Here is a 12,198-nt window from a genome sequence, read left to right as displayed (position 1 = left end):
CGTGTAAATTTCAGGCCGCGATCAGGTTGGCGTCGGTCAGCGACCGACGGACCGTTCCGCGCAGCTCGCGCCACTCCTCGGCCAGTATGCCCAGCAGGACCACGTCGCGCGGCTGGCCGTTCTTCAGCACGTGACCGCGCAGATAGCCCTCGCGACGGAAGCCGGAGGCGGCTTGCGCCTTCAGGGCCGCGTCGTTGTCGGCCATGACCTCGGCGAACACCTTGTGCAGGCCCAGCTCGCCGAACGCCCGGTCCAGGCCCAGCACCTGGGCGGCGCGGCCGACGCCCCTGCCCCGCGCCTCGGCTGAACCGAGGAACCAGTTCCAGCCGGCGCGGCGATGATGGCTGAGCAGGCCCGTCAGGGTCAGGAGCCCAGAGGGCTCGCCCGACCGCACGATCATCCAGCCGCGCATGTCGGGATCGTCGCGCAGCGCCTGGAACCAGGCGGCGTGGGCGTCTCGGCTGGGGAAGGCCGCGTCGGACATCCAGCGATCGACCTCGGGCTCGCCCCGCCATTGGAACAGGACCGCCTCGTCGCTGTCCGTCAAATCGCGAAGCTCGATCATACCGAGTCGATTCCCCCTAACACTGTAACGGGAAGTCTACCCTCAGCCCGACCTCAGGCCTAGCCGCCGCCGTTGAAGAGCGACAGGATGATCTGCGGCGCCTGGTTGGCGATCGAAAGCGCCTGGGCGCCGAGCTGTTGCTTGACCTGCAGGGCCTGGAGCCGCGCGCTTTCCTTGGCCATGTCGGCGTCGACGAGGTTGCCCACACCGGTTTCCAGCACGTCGTTCAGCTTGGCGACGAAGGTGTTGTGCGCGTCGATCTGCTTGGCTTGCGAGCCGATCGAGCCGACGGCCTGGTTCACCGAGGCGATGGTCGCGTCCAGACGGGTCAGCACGCCGGCCGCCAGGGTCTGGGTGTTGATGTTGTCGGTGGCGGTCAGCGTGTTGATCGAGCCGCTCAGCGACAGGTTCTGCAGGTTCAGCGTGATGACCGTGGACGCGTCGGCGTCGGCCAGGAACGTGATGTTGCTCGGCTCGCTGCCGTTCAGGATGTTGGCGCCGTCGAAGGTCGCGCTGTTGATCACCTGCGACATGTTCTTCAGCAGGCTCTGGAAGTCGGCGTTCAGGGCCTTGCGCGACGAGGTCGACAGCGAGGTGTCCTTGGCCGCGACCACCTTCTCGCGCATCTGGGTCAGCAGGTCGGAGACCGATTCACCGGCCGCCAGGGCGACGTCGGTGATCGAGGTCGCGCGGTCCAGGCTCATCTTGACGGCCGACAGGGCCGAGCGATCGGCGCGCTGGTCCTGGGCGATCGACCAGACGGCGGCGTTGTCCTTGGCGCTGGAGATCGACAGACCGGTGTTGATGCGGGTCTGCACGCCCGACATCTCGTCGTTGGTCTTGTTCAGATTTTGCAGGGCGATCAGCGCGGGCTGATTGGTGTTCACGCTCAGCGTCATCACGGTCTCCGAACGGCGATTCTTGCCAGTGGGGCTCGAAACGCGATTCGGCGGCCGAGCAGGTCGACCGTGAAAGTGCGGCTCAGGGAGTAAGAATATGGTTAACGCGCGTAAACCATGTTTCGCCTGCGACGCCAGGTCGCGGCGATCACGGCTTTAGAGGCGGCGCGACCGTCAGGTCAGGCCGTCGAAGACCTCGCCCGGATCATAATGTTCCGCCTGCTTGAAGCGCAGAACGTCCTCGCGCGGAAACTGCTGCAGGATGTCGCCCGTCCGGCGGTCCACGGTCTTGTAGACATAGGTGCCGGTCGTGCTGTCCTGCTCGATCACCAGGCGCAGGTCACCCGGCTGGGGACCGGAGGCCGCGGCGGGCTTTTCCACAGGGGCGGCTTCCTTGGGCGCCGAAGCGGAAACGCCGCCCACGGGATAGCCCGGGACGGTGGAGGCAGTGTTCAGCGAGGGCGTGGACGGCTCGGGTATGATGGGCGTCAACGCGACTTTGTTTTCCATGACTCCTATGGCCGCCGGTTCGCGACGGCTCCTCTGGTGATCCTTCCCCTCGCGCCAGCGCCCGAAGGAAAGGCGGAGGCGGGCCGCGAGACCCGCCTCCTCTCATTCCGTCTAGCGGAACAGGCTCAGGATCGACGAAGACGACTGGTTGGCGATGGACAGCGCCTGAATGCCCAGCTGCTGCTTGGTTTGCAGCGACTGCAGCTTGGCGCTTTCCTTGGCCAGGTCGGCGTCGACCAGGTTGCCCACGCCGGCGTCCAGGCTGTCTTGCAGCTTGCCGACGAAGGTCAGGTGGGTGTCCAGACCCGTCGAGCTGGTGCCCAGCGAGGCCAGCTTGTTGGTGGCGGTGCCCAGGGCGGTCGAGACCGAGGTGATCATCGACTTGGCCGCGGCGGCCGAGGTGAACGACGAGGTCGAGCTCAGGCCCAGGCCCACCAGCGACAGCGTCTTGGCGCTGACGGTGAACTGCGAGCCGTCCGAGTTGGCGAGGAACGCCAGCTTGGTGGTCGTGCCGTCGGCGATGCTGACACCGTTGAACTTGGCGTTGGTGACCGCCTTGGTGATCTGGTCGCGCAGGCTGTCGAAGTCCGACTTCAGGGCGTTGAACGAAGCGGTGTTCAGCGAGGTGTCGGAAGCGGCCAGGGCCTTTTCCTTCATCTTGCCGAGCAGGTCCGTCACGGTGTCGCCGGCGGCCAAGGCCACGTCGATGGTCGACTGGCCGCGTTGCAGCGAGTCCTTCACGGCGTTCAAGGAGTTGGCGGTGGTCGACTGGTTCTTGGCCATCGCCCAGATCGCGCCGTTGTCCTTGGCGTTACCGACCTTCTTGCCGGTATTGATCCGTTGTTGAGTGACCTGAAGCTCCGAGTTGGTGGCGTTCAGGTTTTGCAGGGCGATCATCGCGCCGGCGTTCGTGTTGATGCTATTCAGCGGCATCTCGACAGGTCCTATTCAAGGTGTCCGACGTCATTTTGACTGCCGGGAGCATTTTGCTCACCCCGCTAGGCAGCAAGTATCGGGCCAAATCTGCCCACTAGGCAGAAAGCTCCAACAACTTGAAATAGCTGCGTTATATATTCATTTACCACGATCCGGCCCGGCAGATTTTGCCTGCGTCGACATGTCGTGGGCAGATTTTGCCGGGCAAAAATATGTCTGGGCCGGATGATCTCGACGAACCCAGGTCTCTAAAAAAGAAATGCCGGACGGCCCTTGGACCGTCCGGCTTTGATCGCTTCTTGAGCTTTAGACGCCGATCACTTGAACAGCGAAAGGATCGTCTGAGGCGTCTGGTTCGCGATCGACAGGGCTTGCACCCCCAGTTGCTGCTTCGTCTGCAGCGACTGCAGCTTCGCGCTTTCCTTGGCCAGGTCGGCGTCGATGAGGTTGCCCACACCGGCGTCGAGGCTGTCTTGCAGCTTACCCGTGAAGGTCAGGTGCATGTCCAGGCCGACAGAGCTGGTGCCCAGGTTGGCCAACTTGTTCGTCGCGGTCGTCATCGCCGTGGTCATGGTGGCGATCATGGTCTTGGCGGCCGCGGCCGAAGTGAAGCTGGACGTCGAGCTCAGACCCAGGCCGACCAGCGACAGGGTCTTCGCGTTCACCGTGTAGGCGGTGCCATCCGAGTTGCTGAGGAACTGCAGCTTGGAAGTGGTGCCGTCCACGAGGCTGACGCCGTTGAACTTGGCGTTGGTGACAGCCTTGGTGATCTGGTCACGCAGCGAGGTGAAATCGGAAACCAGGGCGTTGAACGAGGCGGTGTTCAGCGAGGTGTCGGAAGCGGCCAGGGCCTTTTCCTTCATCTTGCCGAGCAGGTCGGTGATGGTGTCGCCAGCGGCAAGGCCCACATCGATCGTCGACTGACCGCGCTGGAGGGAGTCCTTCACGGCATTCAGCGAGTTGGAGGTGGTGCTTTGCATCTTGGCCATCGACCAGATCGCGCCGTTGTCCTTGGCGTTCGAGATCTTCTTGCCGGTGTTGATGCGTTGCTGAGTGGTTTGAAGCTCCGAGTTGGTGGCGTTCAGGTTTTGCAGCGCGATCATGGCGCCGGCATTGGTGTTGATCGAGTTCATCATGGTGTGGTTCTCGCCATTTTGGGAGGATTGCCCCGGCGTTTTGCCGGTCGGACGTTTTGCCCACGGAACCCATCGCAAGCGGCGGGCCACTCGGCGCCACACGGTGAAGATTTATAACTATCTGATTTTGTTTGGTAATTTTCTACAACAAGCCGGATACGAAACCGCCCGGCGAATGCAGAATTCGCCGGGCGGCAGGTTTTACCGGAAAGGTTTGCCGGAGGGGCGTAACCGCCCTCCCCGCCTGGATCAGGCCGCGTCGGCGCGACCGGCCAGGCCTTGCATGATCATGCGGTTGATCTCGATCAGGGGCTCGAAATCCTCCTCCTTGCGCATCACGGCGCTGGAGTGACGGCCGACCCAGAGGCTGAGCGAGATGATGCTGGCGCGCAGCTGCACCGGCAGGGTGTTCTCGGGCAGCGAGCAGTCGGTCGCCAGGGCCGACCAGACCCGGCGATTCCAGTCCAGGGCGTCGATGCGCGTGGCGATGTCGTCGGCCGGAGCTTCCGACGCGGCCATCAGGGCGCGCGTCACCTGCCCGAACAGACGGTACTCCATCTCGCGCGGATTTTCCGTCCGCGTCGCCGCCTGCTGATAGGCCCTAAGAGACATGCCCCAACCTCTGATCTTCGTATTCGATGAGCTTACGGCTCAGCATGAGCGCCTTGTAGTACTCGCGCGCCATCACGTGCTTGGAGATGGCGATGCAGTCGGTCAGCACGTCGGGATTGCGCACCACGCCCATGAACTCGGTCAGGCGGGTGGCGAATTCCTCGTACTGGCGCTCGGCGTTGGCTTCATCCAGGTACATCATCATGACCGGGAAATAGATGCGCCGCGCCGGCGTCGTGGCCTCGTCCGGCTGCATGATGTCCTTCTCACGCAGCACCGAGGCCTTGTTCTGCAGGACCAGCACGCCGCGACGGTCGCCGTTCTGCACGACCGCGCCGTTCAGCACGAACTTCTCGCCGGGTTTCAGCGACAGCTTCAATGGCACAAGGCCGCTCCCTCTTGCATTGCCGTGTCGCCCCATGTCGCCGAGATGGCGGTTTCGAACCAGAAGCTAGGCGGAGGCGGTTAACGTCCCCTTGCCAAGCCTGCGACCGTGAGACGCAGCTTAGGATACAATTAAGCATACTGACCCAGAGGATGACTCTCTCCAACCGCCAAGGCCCACAACAGATGTCCCGCGATCGCGACACCCAGATCTCGGCCAGCGCCCTGGCCGTCGCCCAGGAGGCGGTCGCCCAGGCCGTTAACCTGGGCTTCCAGTCCGCCGCCGTCGGTGACGCGGCCTCGGCCGAGGCCCTGGCCCGCCTGAACCGCCAGACCCAGGAAGTCCGCAACGCCGAAATCGCCCAGCTGCTGGCCCGCTCGATCCAGGCCATGCACGCCCGCGACTTCGCCAAGGGCGAAAAGCTGGCGCTCGAGGCGCTGGAACGCGACGACAAGCTGGGCGTGGCCTGGCACGTCCTGGGCATCGCCCGCGAGAAGATCGGCGACTTCGCCGGCTCGATGCGCTGCTACGACGCGGCCCTGAAGCTGTTGGCCGACCACGGTCCGGTGGCCGGCGACCTGGGTCGCCTGGCCTTCCGCATGGAAATGCCGGAAATCGCCGCCCAGTTCTTCGCCCACTATCTCAAGGCCAAGCCCGGCGACCTGGAGGGCATCAACAACCTGGCCTGCGCCCTGCGCGACCTCAATCGCTGCGAGGAGGCCATCGACGTTCTGCGGCCGGCGATCCAGGCCCATCCCGAACAACCCCTGCTGTGGAACACCCTGGGCACGGTGATGTGCAGCCTGGGCGACGGCAAGACGGCCGTGACCTTCTTCGACGAGACCCTGCGACTGGCCCCCGACTTCGGCAAGGCCTACCACAACCGCGCCTACGCCAAGCTGGACCTGGGCGACGTCGAGGGCGCCCTGGCCGACTGCGAGTCGGCCATCGCCCTGGCCGAGCACGCCGAGGACCTGGCCACCATGCAGTTCGGCCGGGCCACCATCCTGCTGTGCCTGGGCCGGGTGGAGGAAGGCTGGAAGACCTACGAGGCCCGGTTCTCGCCGGCCCTGGTCGAGGCCCCCCGCTTCACCATCGAGGCCGAGCGCTGGTCGCCGGGCATGGACCTGGCCGGCAAGTCGCTGATGATCTGCGCCGAACAGGGCCTGGGCGACGAAGTGATGTTCGGCAACGTCCTGCCCGACGTGATCGAGGCCCTGGGTCGCGACGGCAAGCTGACCCTGGCGGTCGAGCGCCGGTTGATCCCCCTCTTCCAGCGCTCCTTCCCCAAGGCGACCGTCGTGCCGCACCGCACCGTCTCCTACGAGGGCCGGGTCTATCGCGGCGCGCCCGAGATCCAGGACTGGAGCGGCATCGACTTCTGGGCGCCGATGGCCGCCCTGCTGGAAGTCTTCCGCCCCAGCGTCGCGTCGTTCCCGAACCGTCCGCGCTTCCTGGAACCCGATACGGTCCGGGTGGCGCACTGGAAGGCCGAACTGGAAAAGGCTCCCAAGGGTCCGAAGGTCGGCCTGCTTTGGAAGAGCCTGAAACTGAACGGCGAGCGCGCCCGGCAGTTTTCGCCCTTCCTGCTGTGGCGCCCCGTGTTCGAGGTTCCGGGGATCACCTTCGTGAACCTGCAGTACGGCGACTGCAGCGAGGAGATCGCCCTGGCCAAGGAGGAGTTCGGCGTCGACATCTGGCAACCGCCGGGCATCGACCTGAAACAGGACCTGGACGACGTGGCCGCCCTTTCCTGCGCCATGGACCTGATCGTCGGCTTCTCCAACGCCACCACCAACCTGGCCGGCGCCACCGGCGCGCCGATCTGGATGCTGACGGGTTCGTCGTCCTGGACACGGCTGGGCTCGCCCAACTGGCCCTGGTACCCGCAGACGCGCTGCTTCATCACCCAGGACTACAACGACTGGAACCCGGCCATGCAGGAGGTCGCCGCGGCCCTGCGGGAGCGCTTTCCCACCGGCTAGACCAAACCGCGTTTCGGTGTAGATGATCACAGGACCGGGGCTTCGAGACCCTGTCCGCCGCCGGGGGAAATCCTTGCCGCTCGCCATACTCCAGGCCCGCATGTCGTCGACCCGGCTTCCGGGCAAGGTGCTGGCCGACGTGGCCGGCGCACCGATGATCCTGCGCCAGATCGAGCGGCTGAAGCGCGCCACGCGCCTGAACCGCATCGTGGTGGCCACCTCCGACCAGTCCAGCGACGATCCGCTGGCCGATTGCCTGGACGCGGCGGGCGTGCCGGTGTTCCGGGGCTCGCTCGACGATGTGCTGGACCGTTTCATGGGCGCCATCGAGGCCTTCGGGCCGGTGCGCACCGTGGTCCGCCTGACCGCCGACTGCCCGCTGGCCGACCCCGTCCTGATCGACGCCACCCTGGCCCTGCACCTGCGCTCCGGCGCCGACTACACCTCCAACACCCCGGCCCGCCGCAGCTATCCCAAGGGGCTGGACGTCGAGGTGTTCGAAAGCGTGGCCCTGCGCGTGGCGGCCGCCGAGAGCGACGATCCCTACGACCACGAGCACGTGACCCCCTTCCTCTATCGCAATCCGGGGCGCTTCCGGATCGAGGGCCTGGAACAGGCCGCCGACGAGGGCGAGGTGCGCTGGACCGTCGATCGCCCTGACGACCTGGAATTCGTCCGCGCGGTCTATGACGGCCTCTACGCCGCCAATCCGGCCTTCACCTCCGACGACGTGCGCGCCTTCGTCGCCAAGCGGCCCGACCTGGCCCAGCTGGGGGGAGATCGCCGCCTATGACCGACCAGGCCTCGCACACGGTGGTGCTGCGCGACGTCGCAGAGGATGACCGCCAACGGCTGCTGGACTGGCGCAACAGCCCCGAAGTCGCCGCCTACATGTACACTGACCACAAGATCGGCCAGGCCGAGCACGACCGCTGGTTCGACGGCATGGCCGCCGACGCGCGGCGGCGCTACTGGGTGATCGAGGTCGACGGCGAGCCGGTGGGCCTGGCCAACCTGGCCGACATCGACCCGCGCAACCGCCGCTGCGCCTGGGCCTACTACCTGGCCAGCCCCTCGGTGCGCGGTCTGGGCGTGGGCTCGTACATCGAGTTCTGGATGATCGAGCACGTGTTCGGCGCCATGGGATTCGACAAGCTGTGGTGCGAGGTCCTGCTGTCCAACGAGAGTGTCTGGAAGCTGCACGAGCGTTACGGCTTCCAGCGCGAGGCGCTGTTCCGCCGGCACGTGATCAAGGACGGCGCGCCTGCCGACGTGGTCGGGCTGGGGCTGCTGGCGGAAGATTGGCCGCCTCGCCGGGACGAGATGGCCCAGCGCCTGCTGGCCAAGGGCTACGCCCTGCCCTCGGACTGAAAATCGGGGGAACGATCCTCACGGGCGACGGGTTGATTCCGGGCGACGGGGCGCATGTCCCGCCAGGTCCGAGGAGTTCCCCATGCCCACCGACACCGACTACGACGCCCAGGACACCGCGGAAGTCCTCGACGAGACCAACCTCACCGACGACGGCGAGGACATCGCCAATTTCGACGAGATCGACGACGTCTACGACGTGACCCAGGCCGAAGGCGACGAGGACGAAGACGAGGAAGACGTCGACGACCTGCTGGATGACGAAGACCTCGAAGACATCGACGACGAACTCGAAGGCGTACGCGACGATGAAGGCCTGGACGTAGAGCGCGAGCCGCTGGCCGCCATCGCCGGCGACGACGAGGACCTGGAGGATTCGATCTCGGACGACGACGACAGCGCCGCCGACTTCGAGTCGACCCGGCTGGCCGACGACGACATCGAGGCGCTGGGCTACGCCAAAAACAGCTGAGACCTTCAAGACGGCCACGATTGAACATGGCCGGTTCGCGGTTCAGTGTTCCGGCGACAGGAGAGCCGCCATGCCCGAGACCAAGCCCGAGGATCAGCCCGAATACCTCGAGGAACAGCTCGAGGAAGGCCTGGAAGACAGCTTTCCGGCCAGCGATCCGCCGTCGGTCGCCCGCCGTCATCGCGCCCCACCGCACCATCCCGGCGATGTCGATAGCGAGGACTGATAAGGCCGCTTGATCCTGGCGACCGTTGCTCTGTAGGTTATTCCTCGATTTGAACAACTGTTCGAGGCGTCCGGATTGAAGACGCCGTCAGGAAACCGCATGAGCTCGCGCTTCGAAGGCACCGCCGACTACGTCGCCACCGATGACCTGAAGGTCGCCGTCAACGCCGCCGTGGCGCTGGAACGGCCCCTGCTGATCAAGGGCGAGCCCGGCACCGGCAAGACCGTGCTGGCCTATGAAGTGGCCAAGGCCATGGGCGCGCCCCTGCTGACCTGGCACATCAAGTCCACGACCAAGGCCCAGCAGGGCCTCTACGAATACGACGCCGTCAGCCGCCTGCGCGACAGCCAGCTGGGCGACGAGAAGGTCAAGGACGTCCGCAACTACATCAAGAAAGGCAAGCTGTGGGAGGCCTTCGAGTCGCCCGTGCGCCCCGTTCTGCTGATCGACGAGATCGACAAGGCCGACATCGAGTTCCCCAACGACCTGCTGCAGGAGCTCGATCGCAACGAGTTCTACGTCTACGAGACCAACGAGACGATCAGCGCCAAGGTCCGGCCGATCATCATCATCACCTCCAACAACGAGAAGGAACTGCCGGACGCCTTCCTGCGCCGCTGCTTCTTCCACTACATCCGCTTCCCCGAGGAGGCGACGATGCAGGCCATCGTCGACGTGCACTTCCCGGGCATCAAGCAGAAGCTGGTCGCCGAGGCCCTGCGCATCTTCTACGACATGCGCAAGGTGCCGGGCCTGAAGAAGAAGCCCTCCACGTCCGAGCTGCTGGACTGGCTGAAGCTGCTGCTGGTCGAGGACATCGACGAGGCGATCCTGCGCGAAAAGGATCCGACCAAGCTGATCCCGCCGCTGCACGGCGCCCTGCTGAAGAACGAGCAGGACGTCCACCTGTTCGAGCGCCTGGCCTTCCTGGCCCGCCGCGAGGGTTCGGGCGCCCGGCCAGGCCAGTAATCGGCGTTACTGCGATTTCATTGGATTTCCCCGCGCCGCCAGATCACGTTCGCGCCGAACGGGAGGATTCCTTGATGCGACACCTGACGCTGCTCGCCGCCGGGGCCAGCCTGGCCCTGCTCTGCGCCTGCTCGCCCAAGACCGACGCGCCGCATGACCAGCCCAAGCTGCCCGGCAAGCGCGAGCCTCTGCGCGTGATCAGCAAGCTGGACTGCCCCGAAAAGCAGGGCGAGCTGACGCGGATCAGCGTGGCGGCCGACGGCCAGAGCTGCGGCTACCAGGGCGCCAACGCCGAGGTGACCCTGCGTCTCGTGCCCCTGAACGGCGGCGACGCCGAAGCGGCCCTGGCGCCGATCGAGGCCGACCTGAAGACCCTGATGCCGGCCATGAAGACCCCCACCCCGCCGCCTCCGCCCGGCCATTCCGACGGCGGCACGGCGCATGTGCGCCTGCCCGGCATCAAGATCGACGCTCACGACAAGGGCGCCGACATCAAGATCGGCGGTCTGACCATCAACGCCAATGACGACGCCGCCGAGGTCAAGGTGGCCAAGAACGTCACCATCCGCGACGACGGCACGACCAAGCGGGTGACCGAGCGCACCAGCGGCGGCAATTCCAACGTCAGCGTCAAGACGACCGACGAGGAAGACGGCGACATCGACATCCACGCCAATGACGACGGCGCCCAGATCCGCCAGCGCAAGAGCGGCGACGGCGTGCGCGCCACCCTGATCCTGGCCAGCGACAAGGCCTCCAGCGGCTATCGCGTGGTGGGCTACGAGGCCCGCGGCCCCAAGGGCGGCCCGCTGGCGGTCGCCACCGTCAAGGCCAAGGCCCGCAACGGCAGCGACCACGACGTCTTCGAGGACATGAAGACCCTGGTGCGCCACAACGTCGGTGGATAGCGCCTCTAGACCGGCGTCACCTCCATCACCTTGTAGGTGAGAGGCCGGCCGTCCTCGTCGGTGACGGTGACGTATTCGCCCAGGGCGAAGCGGTGCTGGCCCAGGCGGTGGACGGGCTCGTCGTCGATGTCCTCGCCCTCGTCATAGTCGAAGAACCAGCGCTCGCCCCGCCGGTTCAGGCGGCCGTCGGCGGCGTCCTCGTCGGGGGCGAAGCGGCGGACCACGCACTCGTCCTTGGCCTTGGCGTAGGCGGCCGCGTCCAGCAGGCCGTCCTCGGTCAGGGGCGCGGTCAGGGCGTAGCCCCGATGGTCGTCGCCGCCCGCGAACTCGGTGCCGGGATTGCGGGCCAGCCGCATGACGATGCGAGACAGGGACATTGAAAGTCCTCCTTCTTCTTGGGAAACGAACTCAGTGCGACAGGAACAGCGACGGGCCGTCGTTGTTCAGCAGGTTGCGGGTCGTGCCGCCGAAGATGAACTCCTGCAGGCGCGGATGGCCAAAGGCGCCGGCCACCAGGAAATCGGCCCCGACATCCTTGGCGGCGCCCAGCAGCAGGCTGGCCGCGTCGCCCGAGCCGTCCAGCACCCAGGTCGTGGCCGCCACGCCCCGCGCCGCCAGGAAGGCGACCAGGCGCTCCAGTTCGAAATTGCGCGACGAGGCGCCGGGCGCGCCGGCCAGGACCACGCTGGACGCCTTCTGCAGCAGGGGCAGCGAGGTGCGCATGGCGCGGCTGGCCTCCTTGCCGCCGTCCCAGGCCACCATCACGGTCCCGCCGACCTTCAGGCCCGGGCGGGCCACCACCACGGGGCGCTGCTCGTCGGCGATCATCTGCTGGAAGGACTCGGCCAGCGGTCCCTTGCCGCGCGCCGCGCCGCTGTCGAAGACGATCACGTCCGACAGCCGCCCCTCCATGGCCAGCCCCGCCCAGACGGGCGACTCCAGGGTCACGGTGGTGGTCTTGGCGTAGCCGATCTCGCGGACCAGCGTCTCGACGGCGGCATGGCCCTCGACGGCGGCTTCCTTCAGGCTTTCCAGCGCGGTGACCTGCACCCCGCCCATGAACCCCTCGCCCATCCACGGCATCAGGTCGGCCATGTCGGCCGGCGCATGGACGCAGGCCAGCTCGGCGTCGAAGCCCTCGGCCAGGATCTTGGCCGATTCCAGAAGCCCTCTGTCGGCCGGCGCCCCGGCCAGCGGCGCCATGATTCTCGCCCAGCTCATGAT

The 12,198-nt window shown here is 66.2% G+C and carries 16 protein-coding genes; 7 read left to right on the top strand and 9 right to left on the bottom strand.

From position 1 onward, the window contains the following. Nucleotides 1-10: 10 nt before the first annotated feature. The 7 genes from pseH (AC07OA_RS08830) to flbT all read right to left on the bottom strand — a co-directional run bounded on the left by pseH (AC07OA_RS08830) (nucleotide 11) and on the right by flbT (nucleotide 5,043). The gene (pseH, locus tag AC07OA_RS08830; RefSeq protein WP_494663419.1) at nucleotides 11-565 is read right to left on the bottom strand and encodes a UDP-4-amino-4,6-dideoxy-N-acetyl-beta-L-altrosamine N-acetyltransferase; all 555 of its coding nucleotides are present in this window, start codon (nucleotides 563-565) and stop codon (nucleotides 11-13) included. 59 nt (nucleotides 566-624) lie between these two features. After that, the gene (locus AC07OA_RS08825) at nucleotides 625-1,464 is read right to left on the bottom strand and encodes a flagellin (RefSeq protein WP_494663418.1); all 840 of its coding nucleotides are present in this window, start codon (nucleotides 1,462-1,464) and stop codon (nucleotides 625-627) included. Between the two features lie 174 nt (nucleotides 1,465-1,638). After that, nucleotides 1,639-1,974 (bottom strand): hypothetical protein, encoded by a 336-nt coding sequence (locus AC07OA_RS08820; protein ID WP_494663417.1) that lies wholly within the window; start codon nucleotides 1,972-1,974, stop codon nucleotides 1,639-1,641. 111 nt (nucleotides 1,975-2,085) lie between these two features. Beyond that, nucleotides 2,086-2,907, bottom strand: a complete 822-nt coding sequence (locus tag AC07OA_RS08815) for a flagellin (RefSeq protein ID WP_494663416.1) — start codon at nucleotides 2,905-2,907, stop codon at nucleotides 2,086-2,088. Between the two features lie 320 nt (nucleotides 2,908-3,227). After that, nucleotides 3,228-4,046 (bottom strand): flagellin, encoded by an 819-nt coding sequence (locus tag AC07OA_RS08810; RefSeq protein WP_494663415.1) that lies wholly within the window; start codon nucleotides 4,044-4,046, stop codon nucleotides 3,228-3,230. Nucleotides 4,047-4,295: 249 nt separating this feature from the next. Next, nucleotides 4,296-4,658: a flagellar biosynthesis regulator FlaF gene (gene flaF, locus AC07OA_RS08805; protein WP_026176421.1), complete on the bottom strand. Its 363-nt coding sequence runs from the start codon at nucleotides 4,656-4,658 to the stop codon at nucleotides 4,296-4,298. Continuing rightward, on the bottom strand, nucleotides 4,648-5,043 hold the full coding sequence (gene flbT / locus AC07OA_RS08800; protein ID WP_494663414.1) for a flagellar biosynthesis repressor FlbT: 396 nt from the start codon (nucleotides 5,041-5,043) through the stop codon (nucleotides 4,648-4,650). Before flbT ends, flaF begins: the two co-directional genes overlap by 11 nt. Before the next feature lie 185 nt (nucleotides 5,044-5,228). Between flbT and AC07OA_RS08795 the strand changes: the two genes are divergently transcribed. From AC07OA_RS08795 to AC07OA_RS08765, 7 genes are all read left to right on the top strand, one after another. Then, complete coding sequence (locus AC07OA_RS08795) at nucleotides 5,229-7,028, top strand: tetratricopeptide repeat protein (RefSeq protein WP_494663413.1); 1,800 nt, start codon at nucleotides 5,229-5,231, stop codon at nucleotides 7,026-7,028. A 73-nt stretch (nucleotides 7,029-7,101) separates the two neighbouring features. Then, nucleotides 7,102-7,821, top strand: a complete 720-nt coding sequence (locus AC07OA_RS08790) for a cytidylyltransferase domain-containing protein (RefSeq protein ID WP_494663412.1) — start codon at nucleotides 7,102-7,104, stop codon at nucleotides 7,819-7,821. After that, complete coding sequence (gene pseH, locus AC07OA_RS08785) at nucleotides 7,818-8,399, top strand: UDP-4-amino-4,6-dideoxy-N-acetyl-beta-L-altrosamine N-acetyltransferase (RefSeq protein WP_494663411.1); 582 nt, start codon at nucleotides 7,818-7,820, stop codon at nucleotides 8,397-8,399. The genes AC07OA_RS08790 and pseH (AC07OA_RS08785) overlap by 4 nt, the downstream gene beginning before the upstream one ends. A gap of 82 nt (nucleotides 8,400-8,481) precedes the next feature. Beyond that, nucleotides 8,482-8,871, top strand: a complete 390-nt coding sequence (locus tag AC07OA_RS08780) for a primosomal protein (protein ID WP_494663410.1) — start codon at nucleotides 8,482-8,484, stop codon at nucleotides 8,869-8,871. A gap of 70 nt (nucleotides 8,872-8,941) precedes the next feature. Beyond that, nucleotides 8,942-9,097, top strand: coding sequence for a hypothetical protein (locus tag AC07OA_RS08775; RefSeq protein ID WP_494663409.1), 156 nt, complete (start codon nucleotides 8,942-8,944; stop codon nucleotides 9,095-9,097). 99 nt (nucleotides 9,098-9,196) lie between these two features. Next, a complete protein-coding gene (locus AC07OA_RS08770; protein WP_494663408.1) occupies nucleotides 9,197-10,066 on the top strand; it encodes an AAA family ATPase in 870 nt (289 codons plus the stop codon). Between the two features lie 74 nt (nucleotides 10,067-10,140). Beyond that, nucleotides 10,141-10,974, top strand: a complete 834-nt coding sequence (locus AC07OA_RS08765) for a hypothetical protein (protein ID WP_494663407.1) — start codon at nucleotides 10,141-10,143, stop codon at nucleotides 10,972-10,974. A gap of 5 nt (nucleotides 10,975-10,979) precedes the next feature. On the opposite strand, the gene AC07OA_RS08760 is transcribed toward AC07OA_RS08765, so the two are convergent. Beyond that, complete coding sequence (locus AC07OA_RS08760) at nucleotides 10,980-11,351, bottom strand: hypothetical protein (protein WP_494663406.1); 372 nt, start codon at nucleotides 11,349-11,351, stop codon at nucleotides 10,980-10,982. A 31-nt stretch (nucleotides 11,352-11,382) separates the two neighbouring features. Continuing rightward, entirely contained in the window at nucleotides 11,383-12,195 is an 813-nt protein-coding gene (locus tag AC07OA_RS08755; protein WP_494663405.1) for a universal stress protein, read from the bottom strand. Nucleotides 12,196-12,198 lie beyond the last annotated feature (3 nt).

This window comes from Caulobacter sp. GW821-FHT09B08 (genome assembly GCF_059418225.1).
Note: the sequence above shows the minus strand (reverse complement) of the source record. Positions and strands in the feature narration are given on the sequence as shown.

What these genes read in the sequence shown, in the direction of transcription:
- AC07OA_RS08795 (WP_494663413.1), top strand. Translation starts at nt 5,229, where the DNA reads ATGTCCCGCGATCGCGACACCCAGATCTCGGCCAGCGCCCTGGCCGTC.
- AC07OA_RS08755 (WP_494663405.1), bottom strand. Translation starts at nt 12,195, where the DNA reads ATGAGCTGGGCGAGAATCATGGCGCCGCTGGCCGGGGCGCCGGCCGAC.
- AC07OA_RS08760 (WP_494663406.1), bottom strand. Translation starts at nt 11,351, where the DNA reads ATGTCCCTGTCTCGCATCGTCATGCGGCTGGCCCGCAATCCCGGCACC.
- AC07OA_RS08820 (WP_494663417.1), bottom strand. Translation starts at nt 1,974, where the DNA reads ATGGAAAACAAAGTCGCGTTGACGCCCATCATACCCGAGCCGTCCACG.
- AC07OA_RS08765 (WP_494663407.1), top strand. Translation starts at nt 10,141, where the DNA reads ATGCGACACCTGACGCTGCTCGCCGCCGGGGCCAGCCTGGCCCTGCTC.
- AC07OA_RS08825 (WP_494663418.1), bottom strand. Translation starts at nt 1,464, where the DNA reads ATGACGCTGAGCGTGAACACCAATCAGCCCGCGCTGATCGCCCTGCAA.
- AC07OA_RS08780 (WP_494663410.1), top strand. Translation starts at nt 8,482, where the DNA reads ATGCCCACCGACACCGACTACGACGCCCAGGACACCGCGGAAGTCCTC.
- AC07OA_RS08815 (WP_494663416.1), bottom strand. Translation starts at nt 2,907, where the DNA reads ATGCCGCTGAATAGCATCAACACGAACGCCGGCGCGATGATCGCCCTG.
- flaF (WP_026176421.1), bottom strand. Translation starts at nt 4,658, where the DNA reads ATGTCTCTTAGGGCCTATCAGCAGGCGGCGACGCGGACGGAAAATCCG.
- pseH (WP_494663419.1), bottom strand. Translation starts at nt 565, where the DNA reads ATGATCGAGCTTCGCGATTTGACGGACAGCGACGAGGCGGTCCTGTTC.
- pseH (WP_494663411.1), top strand. Translation starts at nt 7,818, where the DNA reads ATGACCGACCAGGCCTCGCACACGGTGGTGCTGCGCGACGTCGCAGAG.
- AC07OA_RS08775 (WP_494663409.1), top strand. Translation starts at nt 8,942, where the DNA reads ATGCCCGAGACCAAGCCCGAGGATCAGCCCGAATACCTCGAGGAACAG.
- AC07OA_RS08770 (WP_494663408.1), top strand. Translation starts at nt 9,197, where the DNA reads ATGAGCTCGCGCTTCGAAGGCACCGCCGACTACGTCGCCACCGATGAC.
- AC07OA_RS08810 (WP_494663415.1), bottom strand. Translation starts at nt 4,046, where the DNA reads ATGATGAACTCGATCAACACCAATGCCGGCGCCATGATCGCGCTGCAA.